The following is a 21,945-nucleotide window of genomic DNA, read 5'->3' as shown; positions in this document are numbered from 1 at the left end:
GATCACGCGTCCTCGGTTACGCGCAGCACTTCTTCGATCGTGGTCTCGCCGGCGAGCGCCTTGACGATGCCGTCTTCGTACATCGTGCGCATGCCGGCCTGGCGGGCGATCTGTTCGATCTCGCCCATACCCGCATGACGCATCACCGCGCGACGCAGCTCGTCGTTCATGACCAGGAATTCCATGATCGTGGTGCGACCGAGATAGCCGGTCGGCGCGATCGCGGAGCCACGCGGACGGTAGAGATAGATGTCGCCGTGCGGCTGGTACTTGCGCAGGCTGAACTTCTCGATTTCCTCGGGCGAAGCGGGATAGCGCTCGGCGTGCGTCGACTCCAGGCGGCGCACCAGGCGCTGCGCGAGGATGCCGTTGATGGTCGAGGTGAGCAGGTAGTCCTCGACGCCCATGTCGAGCAGACGGGTGATGCCGCCTGCCGCGTTGTTGGTGTGCAGTGTCGACAGCACCAGGTGGCCGGTAAGCGCGGACTGGATCGCGATGCGACACGTCTCCAGATCGCGCATTTCGCCGATCATGATGATGTCCGGATCCTGGCGTACGATGGACCTCAACGCATGGGCGAAGTCGAGGCCGATCTGCGGCTTGGCCTGGATCTGGTTGATACCTTCGATCTGGTATTCGACCGGATCTTCGACGGTGAGGATCTTGACGTCGGGCGTGTTGAGCTTGGAGAGCGCGGTGTACAGCGTCGTCGTCTTGCCCGAACCAGTCGGACCGGTCACCAGCAGGATGCCGTGCGGCTGGTCGAGCACGTGCTGGAACTGCGGCAGGAAGTGGTCGGTGAAACCGAGCTTGTGGAAATCGAAGACCACGGTCTCGCGATCGAGCAATCGCATCACCACCGACTCGCCGTGCGAGGTCGGCATTGTGCTCACGCGCAGGTCGAGCTCCTTGCCCTGCACACGCAGCATGATGCGGCCGTCCTGCGGCAGGCGCCGCTCGGCGATGTTGAGCTTGGCCATGATCTTGACGCGCGAAATCACCGCGGCAGTGAGATTGGCCGGCGGCGATTCGCCTTCCTCAAGCACGCCGTCGATGCGGTAACGCACCTTGAGGCGGTTCTCGAACGGCTCGATGTGGATGTCCGACGCGCGCAGTTCGACCGCACGCTGGATGATCAGGTTGACCAGGCGGATGACCGGCGCTTCGGACGCGAGGTCGCGCAGATGCTCGACATCTTCCAGATCGCCCGCGCCCTCGCCTTCTGCGGTTTCGACGATCGCACCCATGGCACTGCGGCCCTGGCCGTACCAACGCTCGACCAGGTCGTCGATTTCGGAGCGCAACGCCACCAGCGGACGCACTTCGCGCTGCGTAGCCAGGCGCACGGCATCGAGCAGGTAGCTGTCCTGCGGATCGGCCATCAGCACGTCGACGCTTTGCTCGGTCTCGGCGATCGGGCACACATGAAATTGCTTCATGAACTTGGCCGTGAGCGCCACGCCTTCCGGCGGGAGCTCCGGCGCGTCCTTGGCGCTCACCAGCGGGAGGTCGAGGACGGCGGCGACGGTTTCGGCGTGGTCGCGCTCGGAGACCAGGCCCAGACGCGTCAGCAGCGACAACAGGCTGCCGCCCGCGTCCTCCTGGAGACGGCGCGCGCGGCCGAGGTCGGCCTCCTTCAGCCGGCCCTTTTCCAGCAGCGCGGCGACGATGCGCTCGTCGGTACCGGGATCCGTGGTGGTGTCGTTGGCGACTGCCGCGTTCACATTCGTCCAGCCTCGGGCGGAGCTTCCTTGGGGGGTCCGACTTTACCAGCTGGCGCGGGCATATCCGGTGCAGGGCGGTGTATAGGACCCATCGCTTCATGCGTACTTCGCGGTATCGTGGGGCCAACATCCTTGGGGGAGGATGGCAAATGGACGAAACAGCCCGGCTGGTAGAACGCCGGCAACGCCGCGAGCGGGATCCCGACCAGCTGCGCTGGATCGCACAGGCGCGAACGCTGGCCGCCGCGCTCGATCTGCTGCCCTCGCCCATTGCCCTGCTGCTGCCCGGCGAACCGCTCCGGGTCTGGCACGCGAATGCCGCCGCGCGTCATCGCTTGAGCATCCACCCGGAATTGCGGATGCGCGATGGCTTGTTGCTCGTCGCATCGGCGCACGCCTCGGCAGTGATGCAGGCCATCGCCCGCGCGCGCGAACTCGGTCCCGGCCATCCTCAGCAGCTGCGGCTGCCATCGTCGGCCGGTCCTGCCACTGCCACTGCGTGCGTGCAACTGCTGGATTTCGGCGCGAGTAGGGACTTGCCGGTGTCCACAGTACTCATGCTGGAGCTGCGCGAATCGGTATCACCAGAACGCGGACTGCAACAGCTATGCACCGAATTCCGACTCACGCGCAAGGAGGCAGAGGCGGCACTCGGACTGCATGCGATGGGCTCCATCGACGAACTGGCGCGCTGCACCGGCAAATCCATCCACACCGTGCGCACTCAGTTGAAAGCGGCAATGCAAAAAACGGGAACCCACACCCAAGCCGGCCTCGTCGCATTGGTGGCTCACCGATCGAGCGCCTGATCCGACCGTTCGCCGGCACGTACACCAGATGGGCGATGACGGTGGGACATCCCCCTACCTAGCGTTTGGGCCAGGAGCCACCTCAGCGCTCCTCACAGGGGGAAAAACATGAACCGCCTTTGGACGCCCAGGCCAGGGATGAGCCTGCGCATCGTCGTCTTCGCGCTATTGGCTCTGTTCGTCACTCCGGCCTTCGCAGCCACCTGCCCGGAAGTGAAATTCGGCGGTCCTGCATCCCTCACCATCCCCGACTTCACCGCCGTCAGCGGCGGTTGGACGCCCACGACCGCCACCGTCAGCGGTCAACCGTCGTCGCCGAAGACGAATCAGGGCGGTCTCTATCAGTGGACGCAGATCAGCGGGCCTGCTGGCACGCTCACCAATGCCACCACGCCGCAGATGCTGTTCACCGCGCCGGACGTGGGCGCCGCGGGTGCGACCGTGAGGCTGCGCTTGACCGTTACCGGTTGCGGCGGTAGCGCGAGCGACACCTACACCATCAACATCACCGATGCGCACGACATCGTGGTGAATGCCGCGCCGCACGCGGTAGCCAGCGCGAGTCCGGCTTCGCCGAATGAAGGCACCACGGTAACGCTCAATGGCAGCGCATCATCCGATCCGAACGGCGATGCACTCAGCTACAGCTGGCTGCAGATCGGTGGACCGACGGTGACGCTGGCGGCGCCGAATCAGGCGATCACCACATTCACCGCGCCGAATGTCACTGCGACGACAACGCTCACATTCCGTCTGACCGTATCGGATGGGTCGCTTTCGGACTCGAATACCGCCCTGGTCAGCGTGGTCTGGATCAACGAGCCGCCGGTTGCGGCATTGAGTTGTCCGCTCGAAGTCAACGAAGGCCAGGCGCTGACCCTGAACGGCAGCGCGTCCAGCGACAGCGACGACGGCATCGCTTCGTACCAGTGGCAGCAGCTGGTCGGCCTGCCCGCGGTTGCCGGAATCGACACCTGGAACACGGCGACGAAAACCTTCAACGCGCCACAGCTGGGATTCCAGCAATCCGGCGTCGTGCCGTTCAAACTGACCGTGACCGATTACAGCGGCGCCAAGAGCTCCGCGGATTGTTCGATCTTCATCCACGACGTCACCAAACCGGTGATCACGACACCGGCAAACATCGTCGCGGAAGCGAGCTCTGCCGCCGGTACCAATGTCGGCTATGCGGTATCCGCTTTCGACATCGTCGACGGCAGCCTGCCGGTAGTGAACTACACCAGCTACTTCCTCTGCGCTCCGCCCTCGGGCGCATTGTTCGCGCTCGACGCCGCGACCCCGGTGTTGTGCAGCGCGCTCGATTCGGCCGGCAACCAAGCGACCGCAGGCTTCTCGGTCCGCGTCGTCGACACGACCGCGCCCTCCATCAACGTTCCTTTGTCATTCGCGGTGGAAGCCGCGGGACCTGCCGGCGCCACTGCCAACTATGTCGCCAAGTCGACGGACGCGGTCGACGGCGAAAAGGACGCGGTATGCGCTCCCGCTTCCGGCTCCATGTTCGCGATCAATGCGCCTGGGCCGACTACTACCGTCACCTGCAACGCGACCGACGCGCACGCCAACGCCGCTCAAGCCAAAACGTTCGAAGTCGCGGTGCATGACACCACGCCGCCGGCCTTCGATCCGGCCTCGTTCGCGGACGTGACCGAGGAAGCTACTTCGGCGTCCGGCGCCACAGTGAACTTCGCACTGCCTTCGGCCAGCGATCTGGTCGACCTTGGCAACGTCGTCGTCACCTGCACACCAGCATCGCCGCACGTGTTCCCGCTGGGCCAAACCAATGTCGACTGCAAAGCGGTCGATACACGCGGCAACGACAGCGCGGCGGCATTCCACGTGAGCGTGCTCGATCGCACGGCGCCGGCCCTGCACCTGCCGGCCGACATCATCGCCGAGGCGACCAGCGCAAACGGCGCGGCAGTTTCGTTCAGCGCCTCCGCCACCGACCTGGTCGATGCGAACGTGGATCTGAGCTGCTCGCCGAACTCAGGCGATACCTTCGTCCTCGGCACCACGACGGTGCATTGCACCGGCATCGATGATGCCGACAACAGCGCCAGCGGCGATTTCTCCGTCACGGTGCGGGACACCACCAAGCCTACGTTGCAACTCCCCGCCGATATCACGATGGAGGCCACGGGACCGGCCGGCGCGGTGGTGGCGTTCAGCGTCTCGGCAAGCGACCTCGTCGATGCGAGCGTCGATCTGAACTGCTCGGCGAACTCCGGCGACACCTTTGCGCTGGGCACAACGACAGTCAGTTGCACCGGCACGGATGATTCGGGCAACAGCGCCAGCGGCAGCTTCGCAGTCAAGGTGCAGGACACCACCGCGCCTGCTCTGAATCTTCCGGCCAACATCATCACCGAGGCCACGGGACCGGCCGGCGCCGCAGCAACGTTCGTCGTCTCCGCCATCGACATCGTCGACACGCATGTGGAGCTGACCTGCTCGGCGAACTCCGGCGATACCTTCGCACTGGGCACGACGACGGTGAGCTGCACCGGCACGGACGACTCAAGCAACAGCACCAGCGGCAGCTTCACGATCAAGGTGCAGGACACCACCGCGCCTGCTCTGAATCTTCCGGCCAACATCATCACCGAGGCCACGGGACCGGCCGGCGCCGCAGCAACGTTCGTCGTCTCCGCCATCGACATCGTCGACACGCATGTGGACCTGACCTGCTCGGCGAACTCCGGCGATACCTTCGCACTGGGCACGACGACGGTGAGCTGCACCGGCACGGACGACTCAAGCAACAGCACCAGCGGCAGCTTCACGATCAAGGTGCAGGACACCACGGCGCCTGCTCTGAATCTTCCGGCCAACATCATCACCGAGGCCACGGGACCGGCCGGCGCCGCAGCAACGTTCGTCGTCTCAGCCATCGACATCGTCGACACACATGTGGACCTGACCTGCTCAGCGAACTCCGGCGATACCTTCGCACTGGGCACGACGACGGTGCACTGCACCGGCACGGACGACTCCAGCAACAGCACCAGCGGCAGCTTCACGATCAAGGTGCAGGACACCACGGCGCCTGCGCTGCACCTGCCGTCCGATATCACGATGGAGGCCACCGGGCCTAGTGGCGCGGCGGTGACGTTTACCGTCTCGGCCACCGATATCGTCGATACGGACGTGGCCTTGACCTGCTCGGCCAACTCCGGCGACACCTTTGCGCTGGGCACAACGACAGTCAGTTGCACCGGCGCGGATGATTCGGGCAACAGCGCCAGCGGCAACTTCGCAATCAAGGTGCAGGACACCACCGCGCCCGCGCTGCATCTGCCGTCCGACATCACGAGGGAGGCCACCGGGCCCAGCGGCGCGGCGGTGACGTTCGCCGTCTCGGCCACCGATATCGTCGACACGAGCGTGGACCTGACCTGCTCGGCGAACTCCGGCGATACCTTCGCGCTGGACACGACGACGGTGCACTGCACCGGCACGGATGACTCCGGCAACAGCACCAGCGGCAGCTTCGCAATCAAGGTGCAGGACACCACCGCGCCGGCGCTGAATCTTCCGGCCGATATCACCATCGAGGCTACGGGACCGACCGGCGCTGCAGCGACGTTCACCGTATCGGCTACCGATATCGTCGACACGAACGTGGCCCTGACCTGCTCGGCGAACTCCGGCGACACCTTCGCACTGGGCACCACGACCGTGAGCTGCACCGGCACGGACGACTCCAGCAACAGCACCAGCGGCAGCTTTAAGGTCAAGGTGCAGGACACGACGGCACCCACGTTGCATCTGCCGTCGAACATCACCAGCGAAGCTAAAGGCTCCGGCGGCGCCGTGGTGAGCTTCACCGCCTCGGCTACCGATCTGGTGGACACGAACGTGGCGATGACCTGCTCGCCTAACTCCGGTGCGACCTTCGCCCTGGGCACCACGACGGTGAACTGCACCGGCACGGACGATGCGGGTAACAGCGCCAGCGGCAGTTTCACGATCAAGGTGCAGGACACCACCGCACCGATCCTGCACCTGCCGGCCAACGTGACGACGGAAGCTACGGGGCCGAATGGTGCCGCAGTGCCGTTCAATGCCTGGGCTTACGACCTAGTCGATACCAGCGTGGCGATGAGCTGCTCGCCGAACTCCGGCACGACCTTCGCGCTGGGCACCACGACGGTGAACTGCACAGGCACGGACGATGCGGGTAACAGCACCAGTGGCAGCTTCACGATCAGGGTGCAGGACACCACCGCACCGATCCTGCACCTGCCCGCCAGCATCACTGCCGAGGCCACGGGACCGAACGGCGCCGCAGTGGCATTCAACGCGTGGGGGTACGACCTCGTCGATACAAGCGTGGCCATGACGTGTTCGGCGAATTCGGGCGATACCTTCGCGCTCGGCACCACCACGGTGAACTGCACCGGCACGGACGACGCCGGCAACAACACGAGCGGCGGCTTCACGATCAAGGTGCAGGACACTACCGCACCGGCGATCTCTGCCCATGGCAACGTCACGGCGACCGCGACGGGCAACTCCACCGCAACGGTCAACTACGGCATGCCTACCGCCAGCGATCTGGTCGACGGCACCGTTGCGGTCAACTGCACGCCGCCGCAGGGCGCGTTCAATGTCGGCAGCACCGACGTGAACTGCACCGCGCGGGACAACCACGGCAACCAGGGCTCGCGGACGTTCTCGGTGGCAGTGAACTATGCGTTCACCGGCTTCTTCCAGCCCGTGGACAACTCGCCGGCGCTCAACTCGGTCAAGGCCGGCAACGCGGTGCCAGTGAAGTTCAGCCTCGGCGGCAATCAGGGCATGAACATCTTCCAGTCCAATCCGGCGTCGGGCGTGATCGCCTGCGGTGTGACGGAAGGCGACGCGATCGAAGAGACCGTGACCGCCGGCAGCAGCAGCCTGCAGTACGACGCAGGAGCGGGGCAATACATCTACGTCTGGAAGACCGAGAAGAGCTGGGTGGGCCAGTGCCGCATCCTGCAGATCAAGTTGAAGGATGGCGGCAGCAAGACGGCGCTGTTCAAGTTCAAGTGACAGCGCAGCTCCAAAAAAGAAGCCTGGCGAAAGCCAGGCTTCTTTTGTTTCTGCTGTCTCGGGCGATCAGCCCACCCAGACCCTGGCGTTGCGGAACATCCGCTGCCACGGCGACGCGCCTGTCGACAGCGGGCCATCCCACTCCCGCGGCGCCCAGCTGAAGTTGGCGTTACGCAGGGTGCGTTCCGGATGCGGCATCAGGATGGTCACGCGGCCGTCGTCGCTGCACAGGCCGGCGATCGAATTCGCCGAACCGTTCGGATTGGCCGGATAGCTGGTCGCATGACTGCCGTCGCCCTGGATGTAGTTCAGCGCCACGGCCACACGCGAGGCATCGCCGGTGGCTTCGAACGAAGCGCGGCCTTCGCCGTGCGCCACCGCGACCGGGATGCGCGAGCCAGCCATGCCTTGCAGGAACAGCGACGGCGATTGGGCGACTTCCAGCAGCGCCACGCGGCCTTCGTACTGTTCGCTGGCATTGCGCAGGAACTGCGGGAAGTGCTCGGCGCCCGGAATCAGGTCCTTGAGCTGCGACAACATCTGACAACCGTTGCACACGCCGAGGGCGAAGGTATCGGCACGGTTGAAGAAGGCGGTGAACGCGTCGCGCAGCGCGGAGCGTTCCAGTACCGACGTCGCCCAGCCGCGACCGGCACCGAGCACGTCGCCGTAACTGAAACCGCCGCAGGCGACGAAACCGGTGAAGTCGTCGAGCTTGAAGCGGCCGTTGATCAGGTCGCTCATGTGCACGTCGAAGGCTTCGAAGCCGGCTCGGTCGAACGCGTAGGCGGTCTCGATCTGGCTGTTGACGCCCTGCTCGCGGAGGATCGCGACTTTGGGACGCGCAGCGAGGTTGAGGTACGGCGCGGCGATGTCTTCGTTGGCATCGAAGCTGAGTTTCGGCTTCAGGCCGGGCGCGTTGAAATCGCGCGCGGCAGCGCGTTCCTGGTCGGCCGATTCCGGGTTGTCGCGCAGCTTCTGCATCGCGTGCGTGACCGACCACCAGGCGTCGAAGAGTTCTTCCCAGCGCCATTCGGCCAGCGTCTCGCCGTCCTGACGCACGCGGATCACCGCGGCCGTGGTCGGCTTGGCAATGCGTTGCGCGCAGTCGATCAGGCCGTGGCGAGCGACGAGGTCCGCGAATTCAGCGCGATCCTCCGAAGCGATCTGCACGACAGCGCCGAGCTCTTCGTTGAACAGCGTGCGGAATGCGTCGGTTGCACGGTCCTCGCCCCAACCGTCCAGATCGATATCGAGGCCGAGGTGCGAAGCGAACGCCATCTCGCACAGCGTGGCGAGCGCGCCGCCGTCGCTACGATCGTGATAGGCGCGCAGCAGGCGACTTGCGCGCGCGTCGCGGATCAGTTCGAAGAACGCGCGCAGGCGCTGCGGATCGTCGAGATCCGGCACTGCCGCGTCGTCGCGATCCGCCGAACGGCCGGCAAATGCCGGCAAATGATTCGCACCGGCTTCCGGGAAGCACTGCGCAAGGATCGAACCGCCAAGGCGTTGCTTGCCGGCACCCAGACCGATCAGCCACAGCTCGGAGTCTTCCTCGCGCGACAGCAGCGGCGTGAGTTGTTCGCGCACATCGGTGACCGGCGCGAACGCGCTGACGATCAGCGATACCGGCGACACCGACTTGTGCGCCTCACCGTCGTTGTGCCATTGCGCCTGCATCGACAGCGAGTCCTTGCCCACCGGGATGCTGAGGTCGAGCTCCGGGCACAGTTCCATGCCCACGGCCTTGACCGCATCGAACAGCAGCGCGTCTTCGCCCGGATGACCGGCGGCGGCCATCCAGTTCGCGGACAACTTGATGCGGTCCAGCGATTCCACCGGCGCGGCGACAAGGTTGGTGATCGCCTCGCCCACGGCCATGCGCGCGGCTGCGGCGGCATCGAGCAGCGCCAGCGGGGTGCGCTCGCCGATCGCCATCGCTTCGCCGACGTAACCGTCGAAGCCGGACAGGGTGATTGCGCAGTCCGCGACCGGCATCTGCCACGGGCCGACCAGCTGATCACGCGCGGTCAAACCACCGACGGTGCGGTCACCGATCGTGATCAGGAATTGCTTGGACGCGACGGTCGGATGCGCGAGCACGCGCAGCGCGGCTTCGCGCAGGTTCAGACCAGTCCAGTCCAGCGCCGGCCACGGCGCGGCGGCCGGCTGCTTCGTATCGCGGTGCATCTTCGGCGGCTTGCCGAACAGCACATCCATCGGGAAGTCGATCGGCCAGTCGCGCCCTGCTTCGCGGGCGTTGGCGACGGTGGCGCCATAGCCGACGACGAGGTGTTCTTCGCTGGTGGCGTAACCGACCACCGCAAACGGGCAGCGCTCGCGTTCGCACAGTGCGGCGAACTCGGCGATGCGGTCGGCCGGCAGGCCGAGCACGTAACGTTCCTGCGATTCGTTGCACCACAGCTGCATCGGCGACAGCGACGGGTCGTCCTTGGGCACCTTGTCCAGGTCGATCACGCCGCCGACGCTGGAATCGTGCAGCAGTTCGGGAATCGCGTTGGACAGACCGCCGGCGCCGACGTCGTGCGCGGTGACAATCGGGTTGTTCTCGCCCATCGCGACGCAGCGATCCAGCACTTCCTGGCAGCGGCGTTCCATTTCCGGGTTGTCACGCTGCACGCTGGCGAAATCGAGTTCTTCCGCGCTCTCGCCTGAAGCCACCGAGCTGGCGGCACCGCCGCCCAGGCCAATCAGCATCGCCGGACCACCGAGGACGACGACGGCGTCGCCCGGACGCAGCGAATGCTTCTGCACCTGCACGCGATCGATCGCGCCGAGGCCACCGGCGAGCATGATCGGCTTGTCGTAGGCACGCGTGTGCGCGCCTTCGTTCAACTCGAAACTGCGGAAATAGCCGGTGAGGTTCGGGCGGCCGAATTCGTTATTGAACGCAGCGCCGCCGAGCGGGCCATCGAGCATGATTTCCAGCGCCGGCGCCATGCGCGGATTGAGCGAACGCGGCGCTTCCCACGGCTGTGGCAGCGTCGGGATGCGCAGGTGCGAAACCGAGAAGCCGCTCAGGCCGGCCTTCGGACGACCACCGCGGCCGGTTGCGCCTTCGTCGCGGATCTCGCCACCGTTGCCGGTGCTCGCGCCCGGGAACGGCGCGATCGCGGTCGGATGGTTGTGGGTCTCGACCTTGATGCAGAACGCCGACGGCTGCTCGGCTTCGCTCGTGTAGGCCTGCGTGCCCGGCTGCGGGCGGAAACGGCGAGCGCCATAGCCTTCGACCACCGCGGCGTTGTCGCTGTACGCGGACAGCGTGTACTGCGGCGTGGTCGCGTGGGTGTTCTTGATCATCTTGAACAGCGACAGCGGCTGTTCGCGCCCGTCGATCGTCCACGATGCATTGAAGATCTTGTGCCGGCAGTGCTCCGAGTTCGCCTGCGCGAACATCATCAGTTCGACGTCGGCGGGGTCGCGGCCCAGCACGGTGAAACGCTCGCGCAGATAGGCGATTTCGTCGTCGGCCAGGGCGAGGCCGAGGCGCGAATTGGCTTCTTCCAGCGATGCCAGCGGGATGCGCTCAAGCTCGCCGCGTGCGGGCACGGTGAACAACGCCGCGGCATCGTCACGCGCTTCGAGCAGCGACTGGGTCATCGGGTCGTGCAGCAGCTTGGCCAGCGCGCCCTGCGTCGCCGCATCGGTCGGCCAACCGGACAGGTCGTAACGCAGGCCACGCTCGACGCGCTTCACCGGCTGCCCGGCGCCGTGCAGCAGCTCGGTGGCCTTGCTGGCCCAGGGCGACAGCGTGCCCAGACGCGGGGTGACATAGCGGGACACGGCCCCGGCCGCACGCGGCACTTCCTCGAACCCGCCCTGCAGGATGCGCGCGAGAGTGGCGCCGTCAGGCTGGGCGTTGGCTTCAGGGACGACCCAATAGGTCCACCAGGCGCCCAACAGGCGCAGCTCGGGGTGGACGGCTTGGAGACGGGCTTGCAGGCGTTCGCGGCGGAACGAAGACAGGGCGGATGCGCCCTCGAGGACCATCATGTCCGGGGAACCGTGGGAGACGGGCCGGCTATTGTAGCGGGCCGCGATGGACCCAAACCACCGCGAAGTCCGGGCCGCCCCCGCGGCTAGCCATGCCAGGCCACAGCGATTTGCCCGCTCCGGCGCCCTAAAGCAAAACGGAGGCCGAAGCCTCCGTTTCGTTTTCTACCTGACTCCGGTGACCGAATCAGCCCCCGGTCGTCGCCACCGGATCCGTCCCGCCCGCCGGAGTCGTCTTGCCACCGTGAGCCACCTTGTCCAGCGCCTCGCGCAGCTGCTGGGGCGGCAGGTAGCCACCGACCGTGGTGCCGTCTTCGGCGATGATCATCGGCGTGCCCGACAGGCCGACGCGCTGGCCGATGTCGTACTGCATGGAAATGGTGTTCTTGCAGTCGCGCATCGGGAGCGGACGGTCGTTCTTGGCGTCGGTGAGGGCCTTCTTGCGGTCCGGTGCGCACCAGACCGAAATCATCTTCTTGTGGTCATCGCTGCCCAGGCCCATGCGCGGGAAGGCGATGTACTGCACTTCAATGCCCTGCTTGTTGTACTCGGCGATCTCGCTGTGGAACTTGCGGCAATAGCCGCACTCCACGTCGGTAAAGATCGAGACGGTGTACTTCGGATTCGGCGGCGAGAAGACGATGCGCTCGCTGACCGGAATGGTCTTGAGCAGGTCCTTGCGAATCGAGGCGAGCGACTGCTCGCTCAGGTTCTTCTTCTGGGTGGTGTCGAACAGTGCACCCTGCGGGCCGGGCAGGAACAGGTAACGGCCGTCATCGCTGACGTACACGACCTGGCCGCCCACGATCGCCTCGCGGAAGCCGGGCATCGGCGCGGCGCGGACCTTGTCGATGTCGACGCGCGGATTCAGGGTGCGCACGGCCGCAATGGCGCGCGCTTCGGGCGTGTTGGCGGCCACACTGGGGGCGGCACCGACCGGCGCGGCATTGTTTGCCGTAGCAGCCTGCGAGCCCGGAGCCTTCCCGGCACCGGCACCCGACTGGGGCCCCTGGGCGCAAGCCGACAGGCTGATCGCGCCCAGCAGGGCAAACAGAATTCGCTTCATGGGAAGTCCTTGCATGAGTGACCGGCATTGGAACGCCGGAACGGCGTGAAGTTTCCCGATTGTCGCACGGGCGCGACGGACGGCGCGGCCGCGGGTGCCAGCGGCGGGGTGCGCTGGGTCACGCATTGGGACCTGCCTCCTGTTCATGCACGGCAGCGCTCGGCGGCATGGCACTGGCTTCGATCACGTCGGCGCAGCCTTCCGTGGCGGAACTGACCCGGCTTCGGATAGTCCCGGCCCGGCCATCCATGGCCGGGCGTTCGCGTCAGCAGCCGATGCCGATAGGGCATCGGCTAAACGCTGCCGCTCACCCTCTCGGATGATGTTTGGCGTGGAGCTGCTTCAATTGTTCCCGCGCCACCAACGTATAGATCTGCGTAGTCGACAATGAGCTGTGCCCCAGCAGCATCTGCAGCGCGCGCAGATCCGCGCCGTGATTCAGCAGGTGCGTCGCAAAACTGTGGCGCAGTCCGTGCGGGCTGATCTTTGCCGGATCGATACCCGCGACACCTGCATAACGCTTCACCAGTAGCCAGAACTGCTGGCGCGTGGGCGCTTCCCCACTCGCGTTGAGGAACAGCGGCGTCAACGCGCGCTTGCCCGCAAGCTGCGGGCGCGCATGGGCCAGATAGCGCTCCAGCCAGTGCTGCGCTTCTTCGCCCAGGGGTACCAGGCGCTCCTTGCTGCCCTTGCCGGTCACCCGCAACACGCCCTGGCGCAGGTTGACGGCCGTGGCCGGGAGAGTGACCAGTTCGCTCACGCGCAGACCGCAGGCGTACATCAGTTCGAGCATGGCCCGGTCGCGCAGCCCCAATGGCGCGGCGGTATCCGGGGCGCCCAGCAGGGCATCGATCTGCCTTTCGCCCAACGCCTTCGGCAATGAACGCGGCAGCTTGGGTGGATCGAGCAACGCGGTCGGATCTTCAGCGCGCGCACCATTGCGCACGCAATGAGCGAAGAAGGCGCGCAACGCCGACAACAACCGCGCATTACTGCGCGGCGAATAACCGTTGCGACTGCGCCACGCGAGATAGTCGAACAAGACCGCGCGATCCGCAGCGGCCAGGCCACCGCCCTTACCATCGCGCCAGCGCGCCACGCCTTCAAGATCGCGGCGATAGCTGTCGAGCGTCTGTCGGGACAAACCGCTTTCGGCCCAGGTCGCATCCAGGAAGCGGTTGATCACCGCGGCATCGGCATCGGGCAATGGCGGCAGGGCCATTGTCTGCGTGCGGCGCTCGGCGGGCGTATGCGGACTCATGGGGCAAAGCTTATATGCTGGTGCGATGACTGCATCCGACACGCCTGCCACTCCCCCGCTCGCCTCCAAGCCCGCCGCACTGATCGGTTGGCGCCTGCTGGCACTCGTCTACGATTTCTGGCCGGTGCTTGCGCTGTGGATGGTGGCGTCAACGGCGTTCACGCTGTGCTACACCTTCGTCGGCCATCACGATCCGCACCAGAACATCCCGCCGTTTTCACTGCTGAGCTGGCTGCTGTGGCTGATCTGCTGGGCGGTCGCCGGGGTGTACGCGACGGTGAGCTGGCGACGCGGTGGGCAAACGTTGGGCATGCGGCCGTGGCGGTTGCAGGTAACGACGGCCAACGGTGGCAAGCCGGGCTGGTCGCAACTTTGGCTTCGTTATGCGATCGCCACCGTGTCGCTGCTGGTCGGCGGGATCGGGTTCTGGTGGGCGTGGTTTGATCGGGGAAAGTTGACTTGGCATGACCGTGCCAGCGCGACTCGGCTGATCCGCCGACCTAAAGCAGCGCGCACGTAGTTCCACCGCTGCGGCACCCTTGCTTTTGTAGGCGCCGAGCCTGCCCGGCACGCTCTTCGTCAGTTCCAAAGCGTGCCGAGCAGGCTCGACACTACGATCATTCGCCACGGCAGTGCCGCGTACGCTGCCTGCCTCACCCCGACCGGCGGCGGAACAGGAACCACGACACCGCCAGCATCACCAGCGTGGGCATCACGTAGGCGAGGCGGTAATCGAAGTGGTAGACCTGCGCGAGACGCACGCACTGCTGCTGCAGCAGCCAGAAGCCGAGCGAGAACACGATGCCGATGAACAAGCGCTTGCCCAGGCCGCCGCTGCGCAGGGTGCCAAACGCAAACGGCACTGCCGCAAGGCATAGCGCAAGGATGTTCAGCGCATAGAACCAGCGCCCCCAATAGATCACCTCGAACTCCGAGGCATCCAGGCTGTTGCGCTTGCGGTATTCGATCGCCTTGCGCAGTTCGCCCGCGGTCAGATAGCGCGGCTTGTCGGTGCCCGCAGTCAAGGCGACGGCATCGAGCTTGGAAGCCCAGCGCTCGACGGGCACCTTGGTCTGAGTCACCGATTTGGCCTGGAAGTTGGTACGGGTCACATCGCGCAGCAGCCATCCGCCCGGCCGATGCTCCGCGACCTTCACCAGCGCCAGTGACTTCAACCGGCCGTCGTCGGCGAATTCGTACAACCGCACATCGTGCAGTTCCAGCCAGCGATCGCCGCTGCCGTTGTCGCGTTCCTCACCGCCATTGGCATTGAGGATCACATCGCCCTCGCGCGCCCACAGGCCCGAGTAGCGCGCGACGATCATGTCCTTGGACTTGGCGGTCGCCTTCAGCGCGTTGGCGCGGCGATCGCCCCAGGGCCCCGTGGTCTCGCCGCTGATCACCATGAGCAGGGTCAGCACCGCGAGCGCGCCGGCCACGGCGACACTCAAGCGCCGGCGCGAGAGTCCCAATGCGCGCAAGGCAGTAAGTTCCGAAGAAGCCGCCAGCTGTCCCAACGCCATCAACGCGCCCACCACTGCGGCATACGGGAACAATTCGTACGCACGCCGCGGCACGGTGAGAGCCATGTACGCGATCGCCGTGGCAATGCTGTAGTTGCCCTTGCCGATGTCGCTGAACTCGCCGACGAAGCTCAGCATCAGGTCGAGGCCAAGCAGCACGGCCCATGCGAGTAGCACGGTGCCGAAGATGACGCGACCGACGTAGACGTCGTGGATTCGGGGGAAAGGTCTCATCGCAGAGCGCCCCTCAAGACTGCGCCGGCTTCGAGCGGCGCATGCGGCCGTCGAAGAAATACAGCCAGAGCGCGACCCCCAGCAGCGGCAACACCAGCCACCACAGCCCCAGCTCGGCGGGGATCTTGCCCTTCTCCAGCCACTTGGTCCCCATCAGCATCAAGTTCATGCCGATCATGTAGGCGAGGAAGCCGCTCATCACGCGGCCGTAGCGAGCCTGCCGCGGCATGCTGCGCGCCAGCGGGATCGCCATCAGCGCGAACGCCAAGGTCAACAGCGGCGGTGCGAGGCGCGAATGCAGCTGCGCGTTGGCGTCGCGGCGCTTGTCGCCGAGCAGCTGCCGGGTGGACAACATTTCCGGATCGTTCGGGTCGAACTTCTGTTCGCCTGCCGGCATTGCCACGTCGTTGCGCTTGTAGTTGAGCAGGCGGTAGTTGAGGCCCTGCTCGTGGGGCCCTTCCACCTCGAAACCGTTGTTGAGGGTCAGGTAGCGCTCGCCGTTTTCATCGACCGTGACCTGGCCGTCGTTCGAGGTCGTGACATCGAGCCGGTCGCCCTTCTGCCGATACACGAACACGCGGTCGAAGTGGCTTCCGTCCGGGCTCATCGCACCGACGAAGATCACCCCGTTGCCCCCCGGAATCTCGGTGAAGGCTCCGGGCTCCAGCCCGGCCACGATCAGGTTGCGGCTGGCCTGGTTGACCATTTGCCGCGACACGCGCTCGGCCCACGGCCCCAGCCACAGCGAGCAGGCACCGACCACGGCCACCATCGGCACGACCAGCATCAGCAGCGGCTTGAGCATGCGCCGCGGCCCGACACCGATCGCCGCGATCACGGGCATCTCCGAATCCCGATACAGGCGACCGGTACCCAGCATCAGGCCGAGCATCAACGCCAGCGGCAGGATCAAGGGGAGCCAGTTCAGCATCACCAAGCCCAGCTGCGGCAGCAGCATCCCCACCGGGATGCGCCCCGTCGCCATGTCGCGCAGCACGTCGGTGAAGACGCCGCCGAAGGCCACGATCATCAGCACGACGCTGGCGGCGAAGGTGGACTGGACGAATTCGCCGAACAGGTAGCGATCGAGCTTGAGCATCAGGGGCGGGCTTGGGGCTTGGGCCTGGGGAGGGCCGCTTGAAGGGGCTGGTAGACTTGAGGTTTGGTCCGGTCTGGCACTGCCGACCGGTCGGCGACCGACCCGCGATTGTACTGGTAGTACCGGAAGGGTTCGGTACACCGGCGCACCGGATCGTTTCTTTCAACTTCCCCCGGAATCTGTTGGATGGCACTCGAATTCGACCTGAACCACGTTGCCCCCGCGACCTTCGCGACCGATTGCGTCGTCGTTGGCGCCTTCGCCGACAAGACCCTGAGCCCGTCGGGCCGGGCCATCGACGAGGCCAGTGGCGGCCGTCTTACCGCGCTGCTCGAGCGCGGTGATGCCAGCGGCAAGACCGGCAAGACCGCACTGCTGCACGACCTGCCGGGCGTCACCGCGCCGCGCGTGCTGGTGGTCGGCCTGGGTGAAACCGGCAAGTTCGGCGTGCCGCAATACATCAAGGCCGTGGGCGATGCGGCGCGCGCACTGAAGACCGGTCCGGTCGCGAACGCGCTGCTCACGCTGAGCGAAATCGAGGTCAAGGGCCGCGACCAGGCCTGGAACCTGCGCCAGGCCGCGATCGTCGCCGACCACGCCTGCTACAGCTACATCGCGACCCTCGGCGCCAAGAACAAGAAGCGCGAGGAAACCGGCCTGAAGCATCTGTCGATCCGTGGCGAAGACGTCGCGGCACTCGCGCACGGCAAGGCCATCGCCGCCGGCGTCGCCTTCACCCGCGAACTGGGCAACCTGCCCCCGAACATCTGCAATCCGGCCTACCTGGCCGAGCAGGCGCAGGAGTTCACCGCTCGCTTCGACAAGACCGAGTGCGACGTGCTCGACCGCGCGCAGATGCAGGAACTGGGCATGGGTTCGCTGCTCGCGGTCGCGCGCGGCTCGGCCAATCCGCCCAAGCTGATCGTGATGAAGTGGAACAACGGCGGCGACGCCAAGCCCTTCGTGCTGGTCGGCAAGGGCATCACCTTCGATACCGGCGGCATCAACCTGAAGACGCAGGGCGGCATCGAGGAAATGAAGTACGACATGTGCGGCGCCGCCAGCGTGATGGGCGCGTTCGTGTCGGCGGTCGGCATGCAGCTGCCGATCAACCTCGTCGTGATCGTGCCCGCCGTCGAAAACATGCCCGACGCGGATTCGTATCGTCCGTCCGACGTGCTCACCTCGATGTCGGGCAAGACCATCGAAGTCGGCAACACCGACGCCGAAGGCCGCCTGATCCTGTGCGATGCGCTGACCTACGCGCAGCGCTTCGAGCCGCAGGCCCTGCTCGACGTGGCCACGCTGACCGGCGCCTGCGTGATCGCGCTGGGCAAGTACGCCACCGGCCTGATGAGCAAGCACGACGACCTCGCCGCCGAGCTGTCCGAAGCGGGCGAGAACGTGTTCGACCGCGCCTGGCGCCTGCCGCTGTGGGACGAATACCAGTCGCTACTGGATTCCACCTTCGCCGACGTCTACAACATCGGCGGCCGCTGGGCCGGTGCGATCACCGCGGGCTGCTTCCTGTCGCGCTTCACCGAAAACCAGCGCTGGGCGCACCTCGACATCGCCGGCGTGTCCAACGATGAAGGCAAGCGCGGCATGGCCACCGGCCGTCCGGTCGGCCTGCTGAGCCAGTGGCTGCTCGACCGCGCGTCGGCCTGAGCGCGTTGATCCCGTGCCCCGCGCCGACTTCTATCTGATCGCCAAGGAGCGGTTCCGCGCGGAACCGCTGCGCCTGGTGTGCGAGCTCGCGCGCAAGGCGCACGACGCCGGCCTGTGGACGCTAGTGCTCGCGCGCGATGCGACCCAGGCCGAGCAGCTCGACGACCTGCTGTGGGACATGGGCGACGACGTCTACATCCCGCACCAGCTTGCCGGCGGCGACATCGACGAGGAAGAAGCCGCCGTGCTGATCGCCTCGCCCGACGTGGACGCACCGCTGCGCCCGCTGGTGATCAACCTGCGCGACGCCGCGGTCGATGGCGACTTCGACCGCGTACTGGAAGTGGTACCTGCCGACGAATCCGCGCGCGGTCCGCTGCGCGAGCGTTGGAAGCAGTACCAGGCGCGTGGGTTGGAGTTGAAGAAGTTCGACATGTAGGTGTGCCGGCGGCGTTCCGGGAATGCCGGATTGTCTGCCCCACCAGCATCGTCATCCGGCGAACGCCGGGATCCATTTTGATCTTGCTCCGCCTGCGTGCAGCAACGTCATTGGATTCCGCGAGCGGAATGACGAGCAACAGCAACAACAAAATGGATCCCGGCGTTCTCCGGGATGACGAGCAAAAGCAAAAGCGAAACCCATGAGCACGCTCTCCTCCAGCTACGATCCCACCCAGTTCGAAACCCGCCTGTATCAGCAGTGGGAGAGCAGCGGCGTATTCAAGCCCACCGGCCAGGGCGAGCCCTACACCATCCTGCTGCCGCCACCGAACGTCACCGGCACGCTGCACATGGGTCATGCGTTCCAGCACACGTTGCAGGACGCACTGATCCGTTACCACCGCATGCGCGGCTACGACACGCTGTGGCAGATGGGCACGGACCACGCCGGCATCGCGACCGAGATGGTGGTCTCGCGCAACCTCGCTGCCGAGGGCAAGGGGGAAACGCGCGATTCACTGGGCCGCGAAGGGTTCATCAGCAAGGTGTGGGAGTGGAAGCAGCAATCCGGCGACACCATCGAGCGCCAGATGCGCCGCCTGGGCACGTCGGGTGATTGGTCCCGCAGCACCTTCACCATGGACCCGATGGCGGCCGACGCGGTGGTCGAAGCCTTCGTGAAGCTGCACGAACAGGGCCTGATCTACCGCGGCCAGCGCCTGGTCAACTGGGATCCGGTGCTGAAGACCGCGATCTCCGACCTCGAAGTGGTGAATGAGGAAGAAGACGGTCACTTGTGGTCGATCAGCTATCCGCTGACCGACGGCAGCGGCACGCTCACCGTCGCCACCACCCGCCCGGAAACCATGCTCGGCGACACCGCGGTGATGGTGCACCCGGAAGACGAGCGCTACGCGCACCTGATCGGCAAGACCGTGTCGCTGCCGCTGACCGATCGCCAGATTCCGGTGATCGCCGACGCCTACGTCGACCGCGAATTTGGCACTGGCGTGGTCAAGGTCACGCCTGCGCACGACTTCAACGACTACGCCGTCGGCCAGCGCCACAAGCTGCCGATGATCAACATCTTCACCCCTGAAGCGGTGACCAACGAGAATGTGCCGGAGAAGTACCGTGGCCTGGATCGTTACGTCGCGCGCAAGGCGGTGCTCGCCGACCTGGAAGCGGCCGAACTGCTGGTCGAAACCAAGCCGCACAAGCTGCAGGTGCCGCGCGGCGACCGCACTAACCAGGTGATCGAGCCGTACCTCACCGACCAGTGGTTCGTGGCGATGGACGGCTTCGCCACGCGCGGCCTCGATCTGGTCGAGGAAGGCCACATCGAATTCGTGCCGGCGAACTGGATCAGCACCTATCGCCACTGGATGGAGAACATCCAGGACTGGTGCATCAGCCGCCAGCTGTGGTGGGGCCATCGCATTCCGGCGTGGTACGACGCGCAGGGCAATTTCTACGTGGGTCGCAACGAAGCCGACGTGCGTGCGAAGCACTCGCTCGCGGCCGATGTCGCTTTGACCCAGGACAACGACGTGCTGGAGACCTGGTTCTCCTCCGCGCTTTGGCCGTTCAGCACCATGGGCTGGCCGAACGATGCGTTGATGGCCGAGCGTGGCTTCGACAACTACGTGCCCTCGTCGGTGCTGGTCACCGGCTTCGACATCATCTTCTTCTGGGTCGCACGCATGATCTTCATGACCGACCACTTCACCGGCCGCGTGCCGTTCAAGGACGTGTACATCACCGGTCTGATCCGCGATGCGCACGGGCAGAAGATGTCCAAGTCGAAGGGCAACGTGCTCGACCCGATCGACATCATCGATGGCATCGCGCTGGACGACCTGGTCGCCAAGCGCACCGGCGGCCTGATGCAGCCGAAGATGGCCGAGAAGATTGAGAAGGCCACGCGCAAGGAATTCCCGGAAGGCATTCCCGCCTTCGGCGCCGACGCGCTGCGCTTCACCATCGCTGCGTTGGCCGGCCATGGCCGCGACATCAAGTTCGACATGGGCCGCGCCGAAGGCTACAAGAACTTCTGCAACAAGCTGTGGAACGCCACGCGCTTCGTTCTGATGAACACTGAAGGCGCACAGTTCACTGGCACGCCGCAGCCGAAGACGGATGCCGAACGCTGGATCCTCGCGCAGCTGGCCAAGACGGCGGCCGAAGCCGAACAGCATTTCGCGTCCTACCGCTTCGACCTGCTGGCGCAGGCGCTGTACGAGTTCGCGTGGAACGACTTCTGCGACTGGTTCGTCGAGTTCGCCAAGCCGGCGCTCAACGGCGACGACGCCGTTGCCGCCAACAGCACACGCCACACCCTGCTGTATGTGCTCGAGCGCCTGCTGTCGCTGCTGCACCCGCTGATCCCGTTCGTGACCGAGGAACTGTGGCAGGCAGTCGCACCGAAGCTCGGCATCGCCGAGCAGACGATCATGCTGCGTCCGTACCCGCAGGCGGACGATTTCGCCGGTACGGATTACGCCCGGGCCGAAGCCGATATCGAATGGCTCAAGGCGATGGTGTCGGCCCTGCGCCGCGTGCGCAGCGAGCTCAACGTCGCGCCGTCGAAGCTGGTGACGCTCCTATTGGCCGAAGGCACGCACGCCGACCACGAACGTGCACAACGCTTCGACTCGCAGCTGCGCTTCCTGACCAAGCTGGAACGCATCGACTTCATCGCCGACGCCAAGTCCGCGCCTGCTTCCGCGCCGGCCGTGGTGGGTGAGCTGCACCTGCTGGTGCCCCTGGAAGGCCTGGTCGACTTGTCGGCGGAACGTGTGCGCCTGGACAAGGAAATCGCCCGCGTCGCCAGCGAAAAGGAAAAGAGCGAAGCCAAGCTCGCCAAGTTCACCGACAAGGTGCCGGCGGCGGTGGTGGAGCAGGAACGCCAGCGTCTGGTCGATTGGACCACGCAGTTGGAAGGCCTGACCGCGCAGCGGGCCAAGCTGGGCTGACTTTCGACGTCATCCAAATCCACTCGTCATCCCGGCGAACGCCGGGATCCAGCCGTTGCTGTTGCCTGAGAAATCA

12 protein-coding genes are annotated in these 21,945 nt (G+C 65.7%); 6 read left to right on the top strand and 6 right to left on the bottom strand.

The window, feature by feature from the left end:
• Positions 1-2: 2 nt before the first annotated feature.
• Entirely contained in the window at positions 3-1,724 is a 1,722-nt protein-coding gene (gene gspE / locus ACYVGK_RS04735) for a type II secretion system ATPase GspE (RefSeq protein ID WP_460732076.1), read from the bottom strand.
• 149 nt (positions 1,725-1,873) lie between these two features.
• Between gspE and ACYVGK_RS04730 the strand changes: the two genes are divergently transcribed.
• Positions 1,874-2,533 (top strand): helix-turn-helix transcriptional regulator, encoded by a 660-nt coding sequence (locus ACYVGK_RS04730; RefSeq protein ID WP_460732075.1) that lies wholly within the window; start codon positions 1,874-1,876, stop codon positions 2,531-2,533.
• Between the two features lie 108 nt (positions 2,534-2,641).
• Positions 2,642-7,588: an HYR domain-containing protein gene (locus ACYVGK_RS04725; RefSeq protein WP_460732074.1), complete on the top strand. Its 4,947-nt coding sequence runs from the start codon at positions 2,642-2,644 to the stop codon at positions 7,586-7,588.
• Positions 7,589-7,654: 66 nt separating this feature from the next.
• Here the strand turns inward: ACYVGK_RS04725 and purL are convergent, their stop codons facing one another.
• From purL to xerD, 3 genes are all read right to left on the bottom strand, one after another.
• Positions 7,655-11,602: a phosphoribosylformylglycinamidine synthase gene (gene purL / locus ACYVGK_RS04720; protein ID WP_460732073.1), complete on the bottom strand. Its 3,948-nt coding sequence runs from the start codon at positions 11,600-11,602 to the stop codon at positions 7,655-7,657.
• 187 nt (positions 11,603-11,789) lie between these two features.
• Positions 11,790-12,668: a DsbC family protein gene (locus ACYVGK_RS04715; protein WP_460732072.1), complete on the bottom strand. Its 879-nt coding sequence runs from the start codon at positions 12,666-12,668 to the stop codon at positions 11,790-11,792.
• Positions 12,669-12,975: 307 nt separating this feature from the next.
• The gene (xerD, locus tag ACYVGK_RS04710; RefSeq protein ID WP_460732071.1) at positions 12,976-13,929 is read right to left on the bottom strand and encodes a site-specific tyrosine recombinase XerD; all 954 of its coding nucleotides are present in this window, start codon (positions 13,927-13,929) and stop codon (positions 12,976-12,978) included.
• A 25-nt stretch (positions 13,930-13,954) separates the two neighbouring features.
• Here xerD and ACYVGK_RS04705 point away from each other — a divergent pair, with 25 nt between their 5' ends.
• On the top strand, positions 13,955-14,449 hold the full coding sequence (locus tag ACYVGK_RS04705; RefSeq protein ID WP_460732070.1) for an RDD family protein: 495 nt from the start codon (positions 13,955-13,957) through the stop codon (positions 14,447-14,449).
• A 133-nt stretch (positions 14,450-14,582) separates the two neighbouring features.
• Here the strand turns inward: ACYVGK_RS04705 and lptG are convergent, their stop codons facing one another.
• Together lptG and lptF are read right to left on the bottom strand one after the other, a co-directional pair.
• The gene (gene lptG / locus ACYVGK_RS04700) at positions 14,583-15,686 is read right to left on the bottom strand and encodes an LPS export ABC transporter permease LptG (RefSeq protein ID WP_460732069.1); all 1,104 of its coding nucleotides are present in this window, start codon (positions 15,684-15,686) and stop codon (positions 14,583-14,585) included.
• A 13-nt stretch (positions 15,687-15,699) separates the two neighbouring features.
• A complete protein-coding gene (lptF, locus tag ACYVGK_RS04695; protein WP_460732068.1) occupies positions 15,700-16,785 on the bottom strand; it encodes an LPS export ABC transporter permease LptF in 1,086 nt (361 codons plus the stop codon).
• Positions 16,786-16,971: 186 nt separating this feature from the next.
• Here lptF and ACYVGK_RS04690 point away from each other — a divergent pair, with 186 nt between their 5' ends.
• The 3 genes from ACYVGK_RS04690 (at position 16,972) to ACYVGK_RS04680 (ending at position 21,869) form a co-directional block, all read left to right on the top strand.
• Positions 16,972-18,453 carry a leucyl aminopeptidase gene (locus ACYVGK_RS04690; protein WP_460732067.1) on the top strand — a complete coding sequence of 494 codons (1,482 nt, stop codon included), beginning with the start codon at positions 16,972-16,974 and terminating at the stop codon, positions 18,451-18,453.
• A gap of 13 nt (positions 18,454-18,466) precedes the next feature.
• Positions 18,467-18,892 (top strand): DNA polymerase III subunit chi, encoded by a 426-nt coding sequence (locus tag ACYVGK_RS04685; RefSeq protein WP_460732066.1) that lies wholly within the window; start codon positions 18,467-18,469, stop codon positions 18,890-18,892.
• Between the two features lie 202 nt (positions 18,893-19,094).
• Positions 19,095-21,869, top strand: a complete 2,775-nt coding sequence (locus tag ACYVGK_RS04680; RefSeq protein ID WP_460732065.1) for a valine--tRNA ligase — start codon at positions 19,095-19,097, stop codon at positions 21,867-21,869.
• Positions 21,870-21,945 lie beyond the last annotated feature (76 nt).

This window comes from Lysobacter tyrosinilyticus, from assembly GCF_054779815.1.
Note: the sequence above shows the minus strand (reverse complement) of the source record. Positions and strands in the feature narration are given on the sequence as shown.

Coding starts and splice junctions, on each gene's coding strand:
- ACYVGK_RS04730 (WP_460732075.1), top strand. CDS start 1,874: ATGGACGAAACAGCCCGGCTGGTAGAACGCCGGCAACGCCGCGAGCGG.
- ACYVGK_RS04725 (WP_460732074.1), top strand. CDS start 2,642: ATGAACCGCCTTTGGACGCCCAGGCCAGGGATGAGCCTGCGCATCGTC.
- purL (WP_460732073.1), bottom strand. CDS start 11,602: ATGATGGTCCTCGAGGGCGCATCCGCCCTGTCTTCGTTCCGCCGCGAA.
- ACYVGK_RS04715 (WP_460732072.1), bottom strand. CDS start 12,668: ATGAAGCGAATTCTGTTTGCCCTGCTGGGCGCGATCAGCCTGTCGGCT.
- xerD (WP_460732071.1), bottom strand. CDS start 13,929: ATGAGTCCGCATACGCCCGCCGAGCGCCGCACGCAGACAATGGCCCTG.
- ACYVGK_RS04705 (WP_460732070.1), top strand. CDS start 13,955: ATGACTGCATCCGACACGCCTGCCACTCCCCCGCTCGCCTCCAAGCCC.
- lptG (WP_460732069.1), bottom strand. CDS start 15,686: ATGAGACCTTTCCCCCGAATCCACGACGTCTACGTCGGTCGCGTCATC.
- lptF (WP_460732068.1), bottom strand. CDS start 16,785: ATGCTCAAGCTCGATCGCTACCTGTTCGGCGAATTCGTCCAGTCCACC.
- ACYVGK_RS04690 (WP_460732067.1), top strand. CDS start 16,972: ATGGCACTCGAATTCGACCTGAACCACGTTGCCCCCGCGACCTTCGCG.
- ACYVGK_RS04680 (WP_460732065.1), top strand. CDS start 19,095: ATGAGCACGCTCTCCTCCAGCTACGATCCCACCCAGTTCGAAACCCGC.